We start from the raw sequence: 15766 nt of genomic DNA, 5'->3' as shown, positions 1-15766 counted from the left end.
CGTTAACGATACGGGGCCGGGTCTGGGGCGTGGGTGCGCTCAGGGCACCTGATCGTCGAAGCTGTAGTCCGGCAGAGAGTAAAACGCGGAGCGCAGCGCCTCGCCCCAGCTCGACGAGATCAGCTTGAAGAAGGGATCCTCCGCGGTGATCCGCTTGTGGTGCAGCGGCTCGAACCGGTCGCGCTCGATCACCATGAGATCGAAGGGGAGGCCGACCGAAAGATTGGCCGCGAGCGTCGAATCGAACGAGACCATGAGGAGCTTGACCGCATCCTCGAAGCTCATCCCTTTGTCATAACCGCGCACGAGGATCGGGCGGCCGTACTTCGTCTCGCCGATCTGGAAAAAGGGCGTATCGAACGAGGCCTCGATGAAATTGCCTTCGGGATAGATCAGAAAGAGGCGCGGCTCCATGTCCTTGATCTGGCCCGCGACGATCATCGAGGCGGTGAAGCGGGGCCCCTCTGTCTGACCACCGGCTCCCTGCATTCCGGCGTCCTGCCGTCCCTCGATCACGTCGCTCAGCAGGCGGCCGACGATGGTCGCGACCTGGAACATCGTCGGCGCATCGAGCAGAGATGGCCGCCGTTCACCCGGCGCCTTGTTGCGTTCCTCGAGCTGGCTGATCACCGATTGCGTGGTGGCGAGGTTGCCTGCCGTCATGATCGAGATGATCCGTTCGCCCGGCACCGACCAGGAGAACATCTTGCGGAACGTGGAGATATTGTCGACGCCCGAATTGGTTCGGGTATCGCTCATCAGCACGAGGCCCTTGTCGAGCACCATCCCCACGCAATAGGTCATCGGTCCTGGCTCCCCCAAGCGATCATAAGCATCCGGACTTGCGTGCGGGTTCACTGTTCCACACGCTGCTGCGCTACGGCAAGCGTCACGTGCAGGGTTTCGTCATAGGCCCCGTAGCGGATGCCGGTGACCGGAGCGGCATCGCGATAATCGCGGCCCGTTGCAACGCGCACATAGTGCGGATCGGGTGATATCCCGTTGGAAACATCGAAACCCACCCAACCGAGCCCTTCGACCATGGCTTCCGCCCAGGCGTGGCCGGCATCCTGCTCCACCCGGTCCTTCATCATCAGGTAGCCACTGACGTAGCGCGCGGGAACACCCAGCGCGCGCGCGGCGGCGATGAACACGTGGGCATGGTCCTGGCAGACGCCGTGCCCCGCCGCGAGGACGGCTTCGGCGCTGCTGGCCGTATCGGTGTGGCCGGACGCATATTCAACCGCACCGCGCACGAGGGCGGACAGGGTGTGGAGCTTTTCCAGCGTATCCTGCTTGCCCGACAGGCCGCCGACCAGCGCCCGCACCCGCGGGCCGGTGGCGGTGAGATCCGTCGGCTGGCGGAAGTGCCACAGCGGGAGATAGCCCGCGTGGTGGCCCACAATGCCGGCCTTGTCGCTCGTATCGACCACGCCCTCGCAGCGGATCGTCACTTCGGTGACACCCGGCTCGAACGCGATCAGCGTGACGTGGTTGGCGTTCTCGTCGTCATATTCGACTTCCAGCCGCGCCCCCTGGAGCCCGATCTTCCACGCGACGATGGCCTGCCCCGCGCTGGTCTTGGGCGTGAGGCGCAGCCGCTGCAACCCGCGCGCGGCGGGGGCGGAGAAGGTATAGTGCGTGGTATGATCAACCCAGAGCCGCAAGCACCCAATTCCCTTGATCGATAAAGCGCCTAGTCGATGAACCGGTAGTCGTACTGGATCTGGTTGGCGAGCCGCGTGTTGCGGTTGATGAACTGCGCAATGTATTCGTGCAGCCCCTGCTCGAAGATCGCGTCGATCGTGGTGTGGTGCAGATCGCAATCCGCCTCGCGCAGGATCGCGTGGGCCTCGGTCTCGCCGCCGTATTCGCGCGCGAGGTGTTCGAGGTTGGACCGCAGCTTGCCGTAGCAGAAGGCAAGGCTGCGCGGGAACCGGCTGTCGAGGATGAGAAACTCGGCGATGCCGCGCGCTTCCATCCGCCCTGCGTTGAGCCAGCGGTAGGCGCGTTCGCCCGCGAGGCTGCGCAGCACGTTTTCCCACTGCACGTTGTCGAGGCTGGAGCCGACATAGGAGATCGAAGGCAGCAGCACATAGTACTTCACATCGAGGATGCGTGCGGTGTTGTCCGCCCGTTCGATGAAACTGCCGAGCCGCGCGAAATTGTAGATCTCGTTGCGCAGCATGGTGCCTTCCATCGCGCCGCGCACCTGCGTGGACTGGCGGCGGAGGGTATCGAGCACATCGCCCAGCCGCGTTTCGGTCACCGGCCGCGCCAGCAGGTCGCGCATCCGCATCCAGCTGTCGTTGACCGATTCCCACACCTCGCGCGTGATCCCGGCGCGGACCATACGCGCATTGGTGCGGGCAAGCTCGCACATGGCGAGCACATTGCCGGGGTTGTCGCGGTCGCGCAGGATGAAGTTGATCACGTTCGGCCCGGCATAGTCGCCGCCGAACTTCGCCTCGTATGCCGCGCGCAGCCCCAGCGTGACGATCACCGAGCGCCATTCGTCGCTGGCATCGCGCGCATCGCGGGTGAGCGCCATGCGGAAGCCCGCCTCGATCAGGCGCGCGGTGTTCTCCGCCCGCTCAAGGTTGCGGAACAGCCAGAAGATGCCGTTGGCGGACCGGCCTAGCATGGGAAAACCTCGGGCATCAGTCGTCCAGCACCCAGCTGTCCTTGGTGCCCCCGCCCTGCGACGAGTTCACCACCAGCGAGCCCTTCTTGAGCGCGACGCGGGTGAGGCCGCCCGGGGTGATGTCGATCCCGCCGGGCGAGACGAGCACGAAGGGCCGGAGGTCCACATGGCGCGGTGTGAGCCCGCTGCGGCTGAGGATCGGCACGGTGGACAGCGACAGCGTGGGCTGCGCGATATAGTTGTGCGGACGCGCGGCGAGCTTGGCGGCAAAGGCCGCGATTTCCTTCTTCGACGAAGTCGGCCCGATCAGCATGCCGTAGCCGCCCGAGCCGTGGACTTCCTTCACGACGAGTTCGGAGAGGTGTTCGAGCACATACTTGAGCGCATCGGGTTCCGAACAGCGCCAGGTGGGCACGTTGGGCAGGATCGGCTTCTCGCCGGTGTAGAACTCGACGATTTCCGGCATGAACGAATAGATCGCCTTGTCGTCGGCGATGCCGGTGCCGGGCGCATTGGCGATGGTGATCCCGCCCGCGCGGTAGACATCCATGATGCCCGAGACGCCAAGCATCGAATCCGGATTGAACGTCAGCGGATCGAGGTATTCGTCATCCACGCGGCGGTAGAGCACATCGATCGGCTGGTAGCCTTGCGTGGTGCGCATGGCGATGCGGCCGTTCTCGACGCGCAAGTCGCTGCCCTCGACGAGTTCGGCGCCCATCTGGTCCGCCAGGAAAGCGTGCTCGAAATAGGCCGAATTGTAGATGCCCGGCGTGAGCACTGCGACGACCGGCTGGTGGCCCTTGGCCGCAGGCGGCAGACAGGCGGCAAGGCTGCGGGCGAGACGGCGCGGATAGTCCGAAACCTCGCGCACGCGCACCCGCGTGAACAGTTCCGGGAACATCGCCATCATCGTCTCGCGGTTCTCCAGCATGTAGGAGACGCCCGAGGGGGTACGCGCGTTGTCTTCGAGCACCATGAACTCGTCCTCGCCGGTGCGGACGAGATCGATGCCGACGATGTGCGTGTAGACCCCGCCCGGCGGCGTGAAGCCGACCATCTGGGGGAGAAACGCCGGGTTCTTTTCCAGCAGGCGCGCGGGCAGGCGACCGGCGCGGACGATTTCCTGCCGGTGGTAAAGATCATGGAGGAAGGCATTGAGCGCGCGCACGCGCTGCTCGATCCCGCGCGACAACCGCCGCCACTGGTGCGCGGTGATGATGCGCGGCACCATGTCGAACGGGATCAGCCGCTCCTCGGCGTCCTCGTTGCCGTAGACGTTGAAGGTGATGCCGGTGCGGCGGAAGAAGGCCTCCGCCTCGGTCCCCTTGCGGCGCAAGTGATCTGCCGGCTGTTCCGAATACCACTCGCTGTAGCCGCGATAGGCCGGGCGCACCGAGCCATCGGCGGCAAACATCTCATCATACGACGAGGGCGAGGCGTTGTTCATGCGATCATCCCGATAGCGCCAAAGCTCGCACAGCCCGCAGCCTTTGCCAAGCGTCATGCTGCACCTGCGAGACAAAAATGTAACCGAATTGCCGGGGAAAGCGTTGCGCGGCTTCGCACTTGCCTTGGCGGCGGCATGGTGACACGTTTAACCGAACGGCTAATTTCCGGGAGAGAGCAAGCCATGGGCGAGATCCATCACCGCACCTGCCATATCTGCGAAGCGAATTGCGGCGTGCTGGTGGAGGTGGAGGGCCGCCGCGTCGTCTCGATCAAGGGTGATCCCGGCAACCCGCTCTCGCGCGGGCACATCTGCCCCAAGGCGACCGCGCTGGAAGACCTTCAGAACGATCCCGACCGCCTGCGCCGCCCGATCAAGCGCGTGGGCGAGGACTGGCACGAGATCAGCTGGGAGCAGGCCTTCCGCGAAATCGGCGAAAGGACCCGCGCCATCCTCGCGCGCGATCCCGCCAGCACCGCGACGTATGTCGGCAATCCCAACGCGCATTCCTATGGCAATGCGCTCAACGCGCATCACCTGACCAAGGCGCTGGGGACGAAGAACCAGTTCTCCGCCAGCACGGTGGACCAGATGCCGCACCAGGTGGCGAACCTGCTGATGTATGGCCACGCCAGCCTGTTCGGCATTCCGGATATCGACCGCACCGAAACGCTCATCGTGATCGGCGGCAACCCGATGGCCTCCAACGGATCGGTCTGGACGGTGCCCGATTTCCGGAACCGCGTGCGCGCCTTGAAGGCCCGGGGCGGACAGCTGGTGGTGATCGACCCGCGCCGCACCGAAACCGCGAAGATTGCCGACCGGCACGTGTTCGTGAAACCGGCAAGCGACGTATTCCTGCTCGTCGCGCTCCTGAAAGCCGTGATGGCGCGGCGGACTTTCCAGCCGGTGCAGACGTTCGTGACCGGGCTGGATCAGGTGGCGGCGCTGCTCACGCGGTTCGACGATGCGGCGTGCCTTGCGGCGGCGGGTGTTGCGGCAGAGGACGTGGCGTTCCTCGCCGAGCGGCTCACCGCCGGGCCCGCCGCGCTCTATGGCCGGCTCGGCATCGCCACGCAGCGGCATGGCACGCTCAACGCCTGGCTGATCGCGCTGATCAACATTGCGGCGGGGCAGCTCGACCGCGAGGGCGGGACGGTGTTCCCGATCCCCGCGCTCGATACGATTTCGATGCTGCCGCGCGGCTCGCTCGGCAAGTTCACCTCGCGCGTCTCGGGCTACAAGTCCGCGCTGGGCGAGTTTCCCGCCGCCGCGCTCGCCGAGGAAATCGAAACGCCGGGTGAAGGGCAGATCAAGGCGCTGTTCGTGGTGGCGGGCAACCCGGTCCTCTCGACCCCCAACGGCCCCCGGCTCGACAAGGCGCTGGAAAGCCTCGAGCTGATGGTCTCGGTCGACATGTACCGCAACGCGACCAGCCGCCGCGCGCACTATATCCTGCCGCCGACGGGGCCTTTGGAGCGCGACCATTACGGCCTGTTCCTGCTGCCGATGGCGGTGCGCAACGTGGCGGTCTATTCAAAGCCGACGCTGGAGCGCGAGGACCCGGACAGCCTGCATGACTGGGAGATCCTGCGCGGGCTGGCGCAAGCGATCAGCGGCCAGCCGGTGCAGGAGCCGACCCCGCGCGAGGCGCTCGACAACCTGCTGCAGCGCGGGCCCTACAAGGTCTCGCTCGCGGAAGTGGAAGCCGCGCCCTCGGGCCTCGATTTCGGGCCGCCGCGCACCGGCGTGCTGCCAGACCGCCTGCGCAGCGATGGCCAGACGATCGCCTGCGCCGTGCCCGCCTTCATGGAGGCGCTGGCGGCGCTGGACGTGGGCGTGCCCGAGACCGGCAAGCTCACCCTGATCGGGCGGCGGCACTTGCGCACCAACAATTCGTGGCTTGCCAACAGCCACCGCCTGACCAAGGGGCCCAACCGCTGCACGCTGATGATCCATCCGCACGATGCCGCAGCGGCAGGCCTTGCGGACGGGGACATGGCCAAGGTGCAATCGGCTTCGGGCGCGATCACCCTTCCCGCCGAAGTGACCGACGACATGATGCCCGGCACGGTTTCGATCCCGCACGGCTGGGGGCACGATCTGCCCGGCATGGCCATGCAGGTGGCCCGCGCCCGCGCCGGGGTGAGCGCCAATGCGCTGACGGAATCGGGCGCTCTCGACCCCCTCTCGGGCAACGCCGCGCTTTCGGGCGTGCAGGTGGAGGTGGCGGCGGCCTCAGTGGCCTAGGCGGCGCGGAAGGAACGCAGAGGTTGGCTAAGTGACCAGGATTGGTGGAAAGCGCACGGACTGCTTCATTCTGCGGTCGCTCAACTCTCGAACGTGGCTGATTTACGTCTTTCGATTTTGTTGACGGCCGAAACGAACAGCAGTGAGCCGATTGGCCCTCCCAGAAGCGACGCAACGAGAATGAAGAGCAAGTGCATAAGCATTCCCCCTGCATCTATTTGCTTCGATGACGACAGGATCATGTAAGATATTGCCGAAAAAGTAGCGAAAGTGCTACCTGTTGCTGCTATCCCTGCTGCTCCACGCGTCAATGTCATCAGGGCATATGCAACTGTCGCGTATGTGCAGGTAAACATCGCACCGACAAGGGTTGCTAAAAAAAGCCACGTGATCATTTCGTGGTGCATAACGCACGCCCGCAACGGCCACAACTGGACGCGGACTGCCGTTCAACCATTTCCACGCGGCATGGTGCCGTCCGCAAAGCGACAAAAGACCTGTTGCCCAAGACCTCAGTCGTCATTGCGAGCAGAAGGAACGTGGCCTTCGAACCAGCTCACCCAACCGGCGGGCGATACCTCAGCCCGGCGCGCCGGCCTTGCCCTCTTCCTTGCCGGTGCATTCGCCGTTGTGCTTGGCGCTCATTTCCATCTGCATCGACATGGCCTTGCCCTCGGGTCCCTTGCCATTGATCGACATCGTCATCTGGTAGGTATCGGGGGTGTAGGCGCCGACCATCGTCATCGTCTGCGCGCCGTGTTCGGACTTGCAGGTCATCTTCGCATCGATCTTGCCGCCGCCCATCGCGAACGAATCGTATTTGCAGCGCTCGTCGGCCTGGCCGAAGAACTTGGCGTCGGGCTTTTCGGCCTCTTCCCTGGTGAGGCAGCTGGCGAAGGTGCGGCCCTTGCCCATCATCTTGGCCATCATCGCCTGCGCCTCGGGCGGCATCCCTTCCATCTCGAGCTTGACGAACTTCATCGTCGATTCCCAGCGGCCCGGATTGAACTTGAGCCCTGCATCGGCAACCTTCTTCGCCACGTTCGAGACGCTTTCGTTGGAGGCCGTCACGGTCTTTTCGCTGCCGCACCCGGCAAGCGCCAGCGCGGTGGAAAGGGCGAGCAGGGGAAGCAGGGGCAGGCGCATGGGCGTGGTCCTCTCGGTTGTCTGAAGGCAGGGCTAACACCTGCCATCCGTATTTCCAATGATCCGCATCACACCCCTAGAACCCGTAGATCAGGGTCAGCCGGCTGGTCGTGTCGGTCAGCGTGCGGATATCGCCTTCGCCGGCCTCATGCTGCAGCGTGTAGGACACGCGCGCCCTGAGCTTGCCGGTAAGCTGCGAATCGATGGCGGCCAGCGTGTAGAAGGTGCGCCGCACCGCATCGAAATAGGCGCTCATTTCCTGGCTGTAGTTCAGCGAGGGGGTGAGCTTCAGCTTGAGATCGGCGAGCGCGACGGCGGACAGGGTGCGCTCGGTCGGCCCCTCCACCTGCTGCGTCACGCGCATGGCAGGGCCCGCCTTGATGCTGAGTTTGCGGCCCTCGCCCTCCAGCAGATTGTAGCCGAGCCCGCCCGAGAGGCTGTAGCGGTCAGTGAAGCCCTGGAAGCGGTCCTTCTCGTACTGGCCGAGGCCGAAGATGTAGCCGCGCGCGTCGAACTTGTAGTTGGGCTCGAACGTCAGCCTGAGCTGGTTGCGCGTGACCGCGCCGAGGGCCTTCTGGTAGTCGATCCGGCCCGAGGCCGCGATGCGCCAGCGGCGGTTTTCGGTGATCACGCTGAGCCGCCCGACAAAGCCCGATCCCGGCGTGCTGCCGGTGCTGACGAAGGCCCCCAGCTCGCCCTCGCCCGTCCACTTCGCGACGTCGGCGTTGGCGGAGGCCGCTGGCTGCGGTTTGGCCTGATCCGGCGGGGGCGAAGATGCGGACGCCGGCGCGCCCGAGGCCGGCTGCGGCGCGGCGTTCGCTGGCGGCGCGGCGCTGGCGAGCGAGGCAAGCTGCGCGCTGCGCTCCACCCATGCCGTGATGGCGGCCTGCGATTCGGGATGCGTGCGCAGCAGATACTGCACCAGCGCATCGAGCGCGCGCGGATCGCGCGTGGCCTGGACCGCCGTCAGCACCTCCGCCATGTCCGCGGGCAACTGGTCATCGTCTTGCGCGGGGGCAGCAGACGCCGTCTGCTGCGCCGCCGCAGGAGCCGCCGGCAGCACGGCCGCGAGCAGTGCCGCCGCGATGATGGGCTGAAAGAGATGCAGGTCTCTGGTCCTTCCGCTGCCGCCCGCAGGCTTCACCGGCCAACGCTATCGTGACGTTGCGACAATGCAAACCGTCTTGCGCGGCGCTGCACCCACTGCCGCTTGCCCGTGCGCGGTTTGTTCCCCATATCGGGCGCATGGCCGAACTCGTGATCCGCAGGGGCTTGGAAGAGCCCGACACTTCCGCAGGCTTCGTGCCGCACAAGCCCGCGCGGCCGGAAAAATCGGAAGGCGGCAAGGCGTTCAAGGTCGTCTCCGAATACCAGCCGGCGGGCGACCAGCCGACCGCGATTGCCGATCTCGTCGCTGCCGCGAAGGACGGCGAGGCAACGCAGGTGCTGCTCGGCGTGACGGGCAGCGGCAAGACCTTCACGATGGCCAAGGTGATCGAGGAGCTGCAGCGCCCCGCCCTCATCCTCGCGCCCAACAAGATCCTTGCCGCGCAGCTCTATGGCGAGATGAAGAGCTTCTTTCCGGAGAACGCGGTCGAGTATTTCGTTTCCTACTACGACTACTACCAGCCCGAGGCCTACGTTCCCCGGTCCGACACCTACATCGAGAAGGAAAGCTCGGTGAACGAGGCGATCGACCGGATGCGCCATTCCGCCACGCGCGCCCTGCTGGAGCGCGATGACGTGATCATCGTCGCTTCGGTCTCGTGCCTCTACGGCATTGGTTCGGTCGAAACCTATTCGGCGATGGTGTTCGACCTCAAGGTGGGCGACACGGTCGACAATCACGAGATCATCCGCAAGCTGGTGGCGCTGCAGTACAAGCGCAACGATGCCGCCTTCCAGCGCGGCAATTTCCGCGTGCGGGGGGACAATCTGGAAATCTACCCCTCGCACTATGAGGACATGGCCTGGCGTGTCTCGTTCTTCGGCGACGAGATCGAGGAAATCGCCGAGTTCGATCCGCTTACGGGCAAGGCCGGGACCAAGCTCTCCAAGGTGCGGGTCTATGCCAATTCGCACTATGTGACGCCGGGGCCGACGATGAAGCAGGCGGCGGATGCGATCCGCTTCGAGCTGACCGAGCGGCTCAAGGAGCTGGAGGCGGAGGGCAAGCTCCTGGAAGCGCAGCGGCTGGAGCAGCGCACCAACTTCGATCTGGAAATGATCCACGCAACGGGCAGCTGCGCCGGGATCGAGAACTATTCGCGTTTTCTGACGGGGCGCCTGCCGGGCGAGCCGCCGCCGACGCTGTTCGAATATCTGCCCGACAACGCGCTGCTGTTCGTGGATGAAAGCCACCAGACCGTGCCGCAGATCGGCGCGATGAGCAAAGGCGACCACCGCCGCAAGATCACGCTGGCCGAATACGGCTTCCGCCTGCCGAGCTGCATCGACAACCGGCCCTTGCGCTTCAACGAATGGGACGCGATGCGGCCGCAGACCATCGCGGTTTCGGCAACCCCGGGCGGCTGGGAAATGGAGCAGGCGGGCGGCGTGTTTGCCGAGCAGGTGATCCGCCCGACAGGGTTGATCGATCCGCCGGTGGAGATCCGCCCGGTCGAGGACCAGGTGCAGGACTGCATCAATGAATGCCGCAAGACCGCCGAGGCCGGCTATCGCACGCTCGTCACCACGCTGACCAAGCGCATGGCCGAGGACCTCACAGAGTTCATGCACGAGGCGGGCCTGCGCGTGCGCTACATGCATTCGGATGTCGAGACGCTGGAGCGCATCGAGCTGATCCGCGACCTGCGGCTTGGGGTCTATGATGTGCTCGTGGGCATCAACCTGCTGCGCGAGGGGCTCGATATTCCCGAATGCGGGCTGGTGACCATTCTCGACGCGGACAAGGAAGGGTTCCTGCGCTCCGAAACCTCGCTGATCCAGACCATCGGGCGCGCCGCGCGCAACGTGGATGGGCGGGTGATCCTCTATGCCGACCGCATGACCGGCAGCATGGAACGCGCGATTGCCGAAACCGACCGCCGCCGCGAGAAGCAGCGCGCCTACAACGAGCTCCACGGGATCACCCCCGAATCGATCAAGCGCGACATCCACGACATCGTGGCCGACACCGCGAGCCGCGACGGCGTGCTGGTGGAGATCGAGGCGGAAGGCGGGGCCAACAACCTCGTCGGCCACAACCTGCGCGCCTATATCGAGGAACTGGAACGCAAGATGCGCGCGGCGGCGGCGGACCTCGAGTTCGAGACGGCCGGACGCCTGCGCGACGAGATCCGCGCGCTCGAGGCAACCGAGCTGGGCCTGCCCGACGGCGAAAAGAAAGCGCCGATCGTGGGGCGGAGCAACGAGGGCAAGCCGGGGACAAGGAAGACGCGCTTCGGGAAGAGCCAGAAGAAGTGGGGGAAGTAGACGGCAAGGGTGTCGCCCTGCGCCTTTCACTATCTTGCGCTCGCCTTGAAATTGGGCTGGTTGAGTCCGATGTGGTCCGAAGACATGACCGGGCCCGAAAAGGATGAAGCCTTGATTTCGCGTTTCGCGCCTCCCCTGCTGGCCCTATTGCTGACAGCCTGTTCGGCGTCTTCCGCGACCACCGCGGCGACGGGCAAGGACGGCCCAGTGGATGCACCGGTGGATGCGGTGCGGGTCGCCATGCCCGCGGACAGCCCCGCCCCTCCGGCCACGCGCGCCGGGGTGGCCGATGGCAAATGGACGGCCACGCCGGACACCGCCCGCTTCGGCTATGCGGGTGAGGCTCCCGCCCTCAGCCTCGAATGCCGCAAAGGCTCGCTGGTGGTGACGCGCAATGTCGCGGCCCCCGTTGGTGCCGCCGCGCTCTTCGCGCTGCAGGGCAGCGGATATATCCTGCGCCTGCCGGTCGATGCGACGGCCATTCCCGGCCAGCGCGGCTATGTATGGCAGGGCGCAATTGCCCCGAACGACAAGCGGCTGACGCTGTTCAAGGGCAAGTTTGCCGGCACCCTTCCCGGCGGGGGGCATATCGAAGTACCCGCCAGCGAGGTTCCCGGCACCCTGATCAAACGCTGTGCCGCACGGGAAGCCTGAGGGCCCAGAGGCCTGATCCTAGAGCTTCCCGAACTTCGCTTCGTAGGCGGCGGTATCACCGCTCGACAGGAGCTTGGCCTGCTCGATCCAGTTGTCCCGCGTCGCCCGCCCGGCAAATGCGCCGAGCTGCGCGTCGATCCGCGCGACATCCTCGTCCGTCCACGCCGCGATCTCGGAAAAGCGGGTCACGCCCAGCGCGCGCAGCGCCGCGCTGATCTTGGGACCGAGGCCCTTGATGCGGGTCAGGTCGTCGCCATCGCTTGCCGGCGGCGGCGCTTCGGCCATGACCGGGGGCGGCACGATCGCCGCGGCGGGCGGCGCATCGATCAGCGCGCTGTTGCGCGCGGCGGGCGCCGCGCCGTCCGACAGGACATCGCGGTACTCACGCTTCGGGGCCGCCGTCTTGCGCCCGCGCAGCAGGAACACCAGCGCCAGCACGAGCACCGCCACGATGGCGCCCGCCAGAACCGCGTTTGCCTGAAGCCATTCCATCATCGTTCACCCCACGATTTGCCGGATCTGCCCGGCGCTTTCCCACGCATGCCGCCCCAAGCCAAGGGGCCGGCGCGCTACAGTGTCTGCTTGCGAAACAGGATGCGATCTTCCGGGCCGAAGCCGCGCCGCCAGATCACCGCACCATAGACGCCGAGGATCGCCGGAATGCCGATGGCCAGCTCCACCCATTCCGGCGCCAGCTTCATCAGCGCGCCCACCAGCACCGCCGGTGCCGCCGCCCATATCAGCGCCCAGCGCCAGTTGGTGATCGTATCGCCGAGCAGGGTGCCGAGCAGCCACGACTTGACCACCGAGGCACAGGCGAGCGCGATGGCCAGCGCCGCCGCCGCCCCTGCGGCCTGCACCAGCGGATCGAGCCCGGCCCGGCGCGCCGCCAGCATGAAACCGACGGTCAGCACGCCCTGCAGCGCGATCATGCCAAGGCTGATCCACAAGTTGCGCAGCCGCGCGACGTAGATGAGCGCGGCCTCGCTCACCACCGCCGGGGCCGCAGCGACTTCGGCTGTGAGGAGCAGCGCCAGCGCCGCCGTGCCCGCCACGAAACCGGGCCCGACGAGCCCCATCACCGCCGCACCGGGTATGCCGAGCGCGAGCGCGACGCCCGCCTGCGCTGCCGTGATCCAGAACCCGACCTGGCACACCTGCCGCGCCACCGCCGGGTAGTTCCCGCTCTGGAGGTTGCGGGTGATCACGGGGCCGAGGATCGGTTCGAAACTGGTCTTCAGCTTCTGCGGCAAGGTCGCGACCTGCTGCGCGACGTAGTAGACGCCGACCACCGCCGGCGGCGCATGGAACAGGCCGAGCAGGAACAGATCGAGCTTGCGCGTGCCCCATTCGATCGCGTCTGCCCCGGCCAGCGGCAGGTTGCTCCCGGCGAGCCGCAGCAGATCGATCGGGCGCGGCGACCACTGGCGGGGCAGGCCGTAGCTTCGCACCAGCGGCACGAACGCCGTCATCGTCGCGGCGAAGATCGAGGCGACATAGGCCAGGATCAGCCCGCTCTCGCGGATCGGCAGCATCCACAGGCCAACGAGCCAGACAAAGCCCGCAACGATCGAGAGCGTCCACGGCTCCACGACGGAGCGCGCGCGCACCGTGGCGCCGACATCGAAGCGATAGGCCAGTGCCGCGAGCGCAATGTCGCCCAGCGCCATCGGGACCACCGTCAAAGGCAGCAGGCGCTGCAGGTGCGTGTAGTGCCCGCTCGGGAACATCGGCGCGGGGAAAATATAGAGCAGCGCGGCAAGCACCGCCGAGACGAAGCCCGAGAGCAGCAGCGCATCGGCCACCACTTCGGCGCCGTCGCGGTCGCCCCGCGCGAGCTGCTGGGCAAGGCCGCGCTTCTGGCCGAGCGTGGCGAGCTGCGCCGCCAGTTCGACCGCGATGGTGGCGGAGGCAAAGCGGCCGAGGTCTTCCGCGCCATAGAGCCGCCCGGCGATGAACAGGAACGGGATGCGCGCGGCCAGCCGCAGCAGGAACCCGAAGAAGTTCGTCCGCCCGCCCTTGGCCAGCGCGGCAATATCCTGCTGCTCGGCGGTCTGCCGGTCTGCATGAAGATCCACGGGAGAAGGGGCGGCCGGCTCAGCCAAGCATAGCCTCCGGAAGCGCGGCTTCGGGACGCAGCGGACGGGCCAGCAACTGCGCCACCAGGGCGCGCGGCGACAGGGTGCCATCGAGCAGGGCCGCGACGCCTTGCGCGATCGGCATGGCGATGCCGCGCTGCGTAGCAAGGCTTGCCAGCACCGGCGCGGTGAATGCGCCCTCGGCCACCGTGCTGCGCTCTGCCAGCAGCGCCGCAGCGCCGCCGGTGTGATCGCCGTTCGCGCCGAGCGCCATGCCGAGCGCGAAATTGCGGCTGTCCGGCGAGGAGCAGGTGAGCACGAGATCGCCGAGGCCGGACAGACCAGCCAGCGTTTCCGCCTCCGCACCCATCACCAGCCCCAGCCGCTGCATTTCGGCAAAGCCCCGGCTGATCAGCGCCGCGCGGGCATTGGCCCCGAGGGCGAGGCCCTCGACCACGCCGCAGGCAATCGCGAGCACGTTCTTCACCGCACCGCCGATGGAAGCCCCGATCACGTCCGCCGAATAATAGGGCCGGAACGCCGGCCGCGCGATGACGGGTGCGAGCCTCGCCCACTGCGCCGCGCCGCCGGCGCAGGCGAGCGTGACGGCGGTGGGCAGGCCATCCGCCACTTCATGCGCGAAGGTGGGACCGGAGAGGACCGCAAGCGCGGCGCCGGGCGCGGCGGCGGCGGCAACTTCGCTCATCAGGCGGCCTGTGCCCTGCTCGATGCCCTTGGCGCAGAGCACGATATCGCTGCCCTGCGGCGCCAGCGCGCCAAGCACGCTGCCGAGATGCTGCGCCGGGGTCACCATCAGCAGCACAGGCAGCGCGGCGAGATCGGCGAGGCTTTCCGTCGCGCGGATCGAGGGATGGAGCGAGGTGCCGGGCAGGAATTGCGGATTGCGGTGCTCGCGGTTGATCGCGGCGACGACGTCTGCCTCGCGCGCCCAGAGGAGGACTTCGCGCCCATCGCTCGCCAGCATCTGCGCGAGCGCGGTGCCCCATGCGCCGCCCCCGACGACGCCGACCTGCGGGCCGAAAGCGAGGGGCGCGCTCATGCCTTCACCCCCGCGCCGCGCACTGGCTCGGCATCGGGATCGAGCGGCCAGCGCGGGCGGGCGAGCGCATCGAGCGGATCAGTGAGCCCTGCGGCGAAGCGCTCGGCACCGGCCCAGCCGATCATCGCGGCATTATCGGTGCACAGCTTGGGCGGCGGCGCGACGAGCGGGAGGCCGGCCTCAGCCGCCAGTGCGGTGAGCGCGCCGCGCAGCGCCGCATTGGCGGCAACGCCGCCGGCCACGACGAGCGCGTTCACCGGGCCAGCCGCCGCCATGGCGCGGCGGGTGCGGTCGATCACGCAATCGATCGCGGCCTGCTGGAACGAGGCGGCGATATCGGCAGGCCGATGAAGGCCCGCATCGCGCGCGCGCATCACCGCGCTCTTGAGGCCGGCGAAGGAGAAATGCGGCTCCGCGCTGCCCATCAGCGGGCGCGGCAGCGGCACGGCCCTGGCATCGCCCTCGCGCGCCAGCCGCTCGACCGCCGGGCCGCCGGGAAAACCCAGCCCGAGCAGCTTGGCCGTCTTGTCGAAAGCCTCGCCCAGCGCATCGTCGATGGTCGTGGCAAGGCGGCGGTATTGGCCGAGGCCGCGCACTTCGAGGATCTGGCAATGCCCGCCAGAGGCCAGCAGCAGCAGATAGGGAAAGGCGAGCCCCGGCTCGGCCAGCCGGGCAGAAAGCGCATGGCCTTCCAGGTGGTTCACCGCCAGCAGGGGCTTGTCCGCCGCCATCGCCAGCGCCTTGGCCGTGACAAGGCCGACCATCACTCCGCCAATCAGACCAGGCCCGGCGGTGGCGGCAATCGCGTCGATCTGGTCGAGCCGGAGCCCCGCATCACGGAGCACCGCGCCGACCATCGGCGCGAGGGTTTCGGCGTGGGCGCGCGCGGCAATCTCCGGCACGACGCCGCCATAGGGCCGGTGTTCGTCATCCTGCGAGGCAATGCGCTGCGCAACGATGCGCGCGGCGAGCGTGGCGGCTGCCCCGTCGATCACGGCGACGGCAGTTTCGTCGCAAGAGGATTCGATACCGAGGATCAGGGCCATGGG

The 15766-nt window shown here is 67.1% G+C and carries 14 protein-coding genes; 3 read left to right on the top strand and 11 right to left on the bottom strand.

Annotation, left to right across the window (positions count from 1 at the left end):
- Positions 1–39 precede the first annotated feature (39 nt).
- Genes AQZ52_RS06515 through AQZ52_RS06500 form a run of 4 tightly spaced genes read right to left on the bottom strand, consistent with a single transcriptional unit; the run spans position 40 to position 4094 of the window.
- Positions 40–804, bottom strand: coding sequence for a proteasome-type protease (locus AQZ52_RS06515; protein ID WP_067907492.1), 765 nt, complete (start codon positions 802–804; stop codon positions 40–42).
- Between the two features lie 50 nt (positions 805–854).
- Positions 855–1667: a transglutaminase family protein gene (locus tag AQZ52_RS06510; protein WP_067907489.1), complete on the bottom strand. Its 813-nt coding sequence runs from the start codon at positions 1665–1667 to the stop codon at positions 855–857.
- 29 nt (positions 1668–1696) lie between these two features.
- Positions 1697–2644 carry an alpha-E domain-containing protein gene (locus AQZ52_RS06505; RefSeq protein WP_067907487.1) on the bottom strand — a complete coding sequence of 316 codons (948 nt, stop codon included), beginning with the start codon at positions 2642–2644 and terminating at the stop codon, positions 1697–1699.
- A 16-nt stretch (positions 2645–2660) separates the two neighbouring features.
- A complete protein-coding gene (locus tag AQZ52_RS06500) occupies positions 2661–4094 on the bottom strand; it encodes a circularly permuted type 2 ATP-grasp protein (protein WP_067909578.1) in 1434 nt (477 codons plus the stop codon).
- Positions 4095–4277: 183 nt separating this feature from the next.
- On the opposite strand from AQZ52_RS06500, the gene AQZ52_RS06495 reads away from it, so the two are divergent.
- A complete protein-coding gene (locus tag AQZ52_RS06495) occupies positions 4278–6344 on the top strand; it encodes a molybdopterin-dependent oxidoreductase (protein ID WP_067907485.1) in 2067 nt (688 codons plus the stop codon).
- Positions 6345–6424: 80 nt separating this feature from the next.
- Here the strand turns inward: AQZ52_RS06495 and AQZ52_RS18445 are convergent, their stop codons facing one another.
- The 3 genes from AQZ52_RS18445 to AQZ52_RS06485 all read right to left on the bottom strand — a co-directional run bounded on the left by AQZ52_RS18445 (position 6425) and on the right by AQZ52_RS06485 (position 8634).
- Positions 6425–6739 (bottom strand): hypothetical protein, encoded by a 315-nt coding sequence (locus AQZ52_RS18445; protein ID WP_156424797.1) that lies wholly within the window; start codon positions 6737–6739, stop codon positions 6425–6427.
- Between the two features lie 184 nt (positions 6740–6923).
- A complete protein-coding gene (locus tag AQZ52_RS06490) occupies positions 6924–7490 on the bottom strand; it encodes a DUF3617 domain-containing protein (RefSeq protein ID WP_067907482.1) in 567 nt (188 codons plus the stop codon).
- Between the two features lie 76 nt (positions 7491–7566).
- Positions 7567–8634, bottom strand: a complete 1068-nt coding sequence (locus tag AQZ52_RS06485; protein WP_067907479.1) for a DUF481 domain-containing protein — start codon at positions 8632–8634, stop codon at positions 7567–7569.
- Between the two features lie 101 nt (positions 8635–8735).
- Here AQZ52_RS06485 and uvrB point away from each other — a divergent pair, with 101 nt between their 5' ends.
- Both uvrB and AQZ52_RS06475 read left to right on the top strand, forming a co-directional pair.
- Entirely contained in the window at positions 8736–10925 is a 2190-nt protein-coding gene (uvrB, locus tag AQZ52_RS06480) for an excinuclease ABC subunit UvrB (RefSeq protein ID WP_067907476.1), read from the top strand.
- A gap of 84 nt (positions 10926–11009) precedes the next feature.
- Positions 11010–11579 (top strand): hypothetical protein, encoded by a 570-nt coding sequence (locus tag AQZ52_RS06475; RefSeq protein ID WP_156424796.1) that lies wholly within the window; start codon positions 11010–11012, stop codon positions 11577–11579.
- Positions 11580–11597: 18 nt separating this feature from the next.
- Here AQZ52_RS06475 and AQZ52_RS06470 read toward each other — a convergent pair whose 3' ends face one another.
- The 4 genes from AQZ52_RS06470 to tsaD form a co-directional block, all read right to left on the bottom strand.
- Positions 11598–12074, bottom strand: a complete 477-nt coding sequence (locus AQZ52_RS06470; RefSeq protein WP_067907470.1) for a hypothetical protein — start codon at positions 12072–12074, stop codon at positions 11598–11600.
- A 74-nt stretch (positions 12075–12148) separates the two neighbouring features.
- Complete coding sequence (locus AQZ52_RS06465; protein WP_420806442.1) at positions 12149–13684, bottom strand: lipopolysaccharide biosynthesis protein; 1536 nt, start codon at positions 13682–13684, stop codon at positions 12149–12151.
- Positions 13677–14717 carry an NAD(P)H-dependent glycerol-3-phosphate dehydrogenase gene (locus tag AQZ52_RS06460; protein WP_067907464.1) on the bottom strand — a complete coding sequence of 347 codons (1041 nt, stop codon included), beginning with the start codon at positions 14715–14717 and terminating at the stop codon, positions 13677–13679. Before AQZ52_RS06460 ends, AQZ52_RS06465 begins: the two co-directional genes overlap by 8 nt.
- Positions 14714–15763, bottom strand: a complete 1050-nt coding sequence (gene tsaD, locus AQZ52_RS06455) for a tRNA (adenosine(37)-N6)-threonylcarbamoyltransferase complex transferase subunit TsaD (protein ID WP_067907460.1) — start codon at positions 15761–15763, stop codon at positions 14714–14716. Before tsaD ends, AQZ52_RS06460 begins: the two co-directional genes overlap by 4 nt.
- Between the last annotated feature and the right edge of the window lie 3 nt (positions 15764–15766).

The organism is Novosphingobium fuchskuhlense, assembly GCF_001519075.1.
GTDB classification, from domain to species: domain Bacteria; phylum Pseudomonadota; class Alphaproteobacteria; order Sphingomonadales; family Sphingomonadaceae; genus Novosphingobium; species Novosphingobium fuchskuhlense.
The sequence above is the reverse complement of the archived record's forward strand: the minus strand, read 5'-3'. Positions and strand labels throughout refer to the sequence as shown.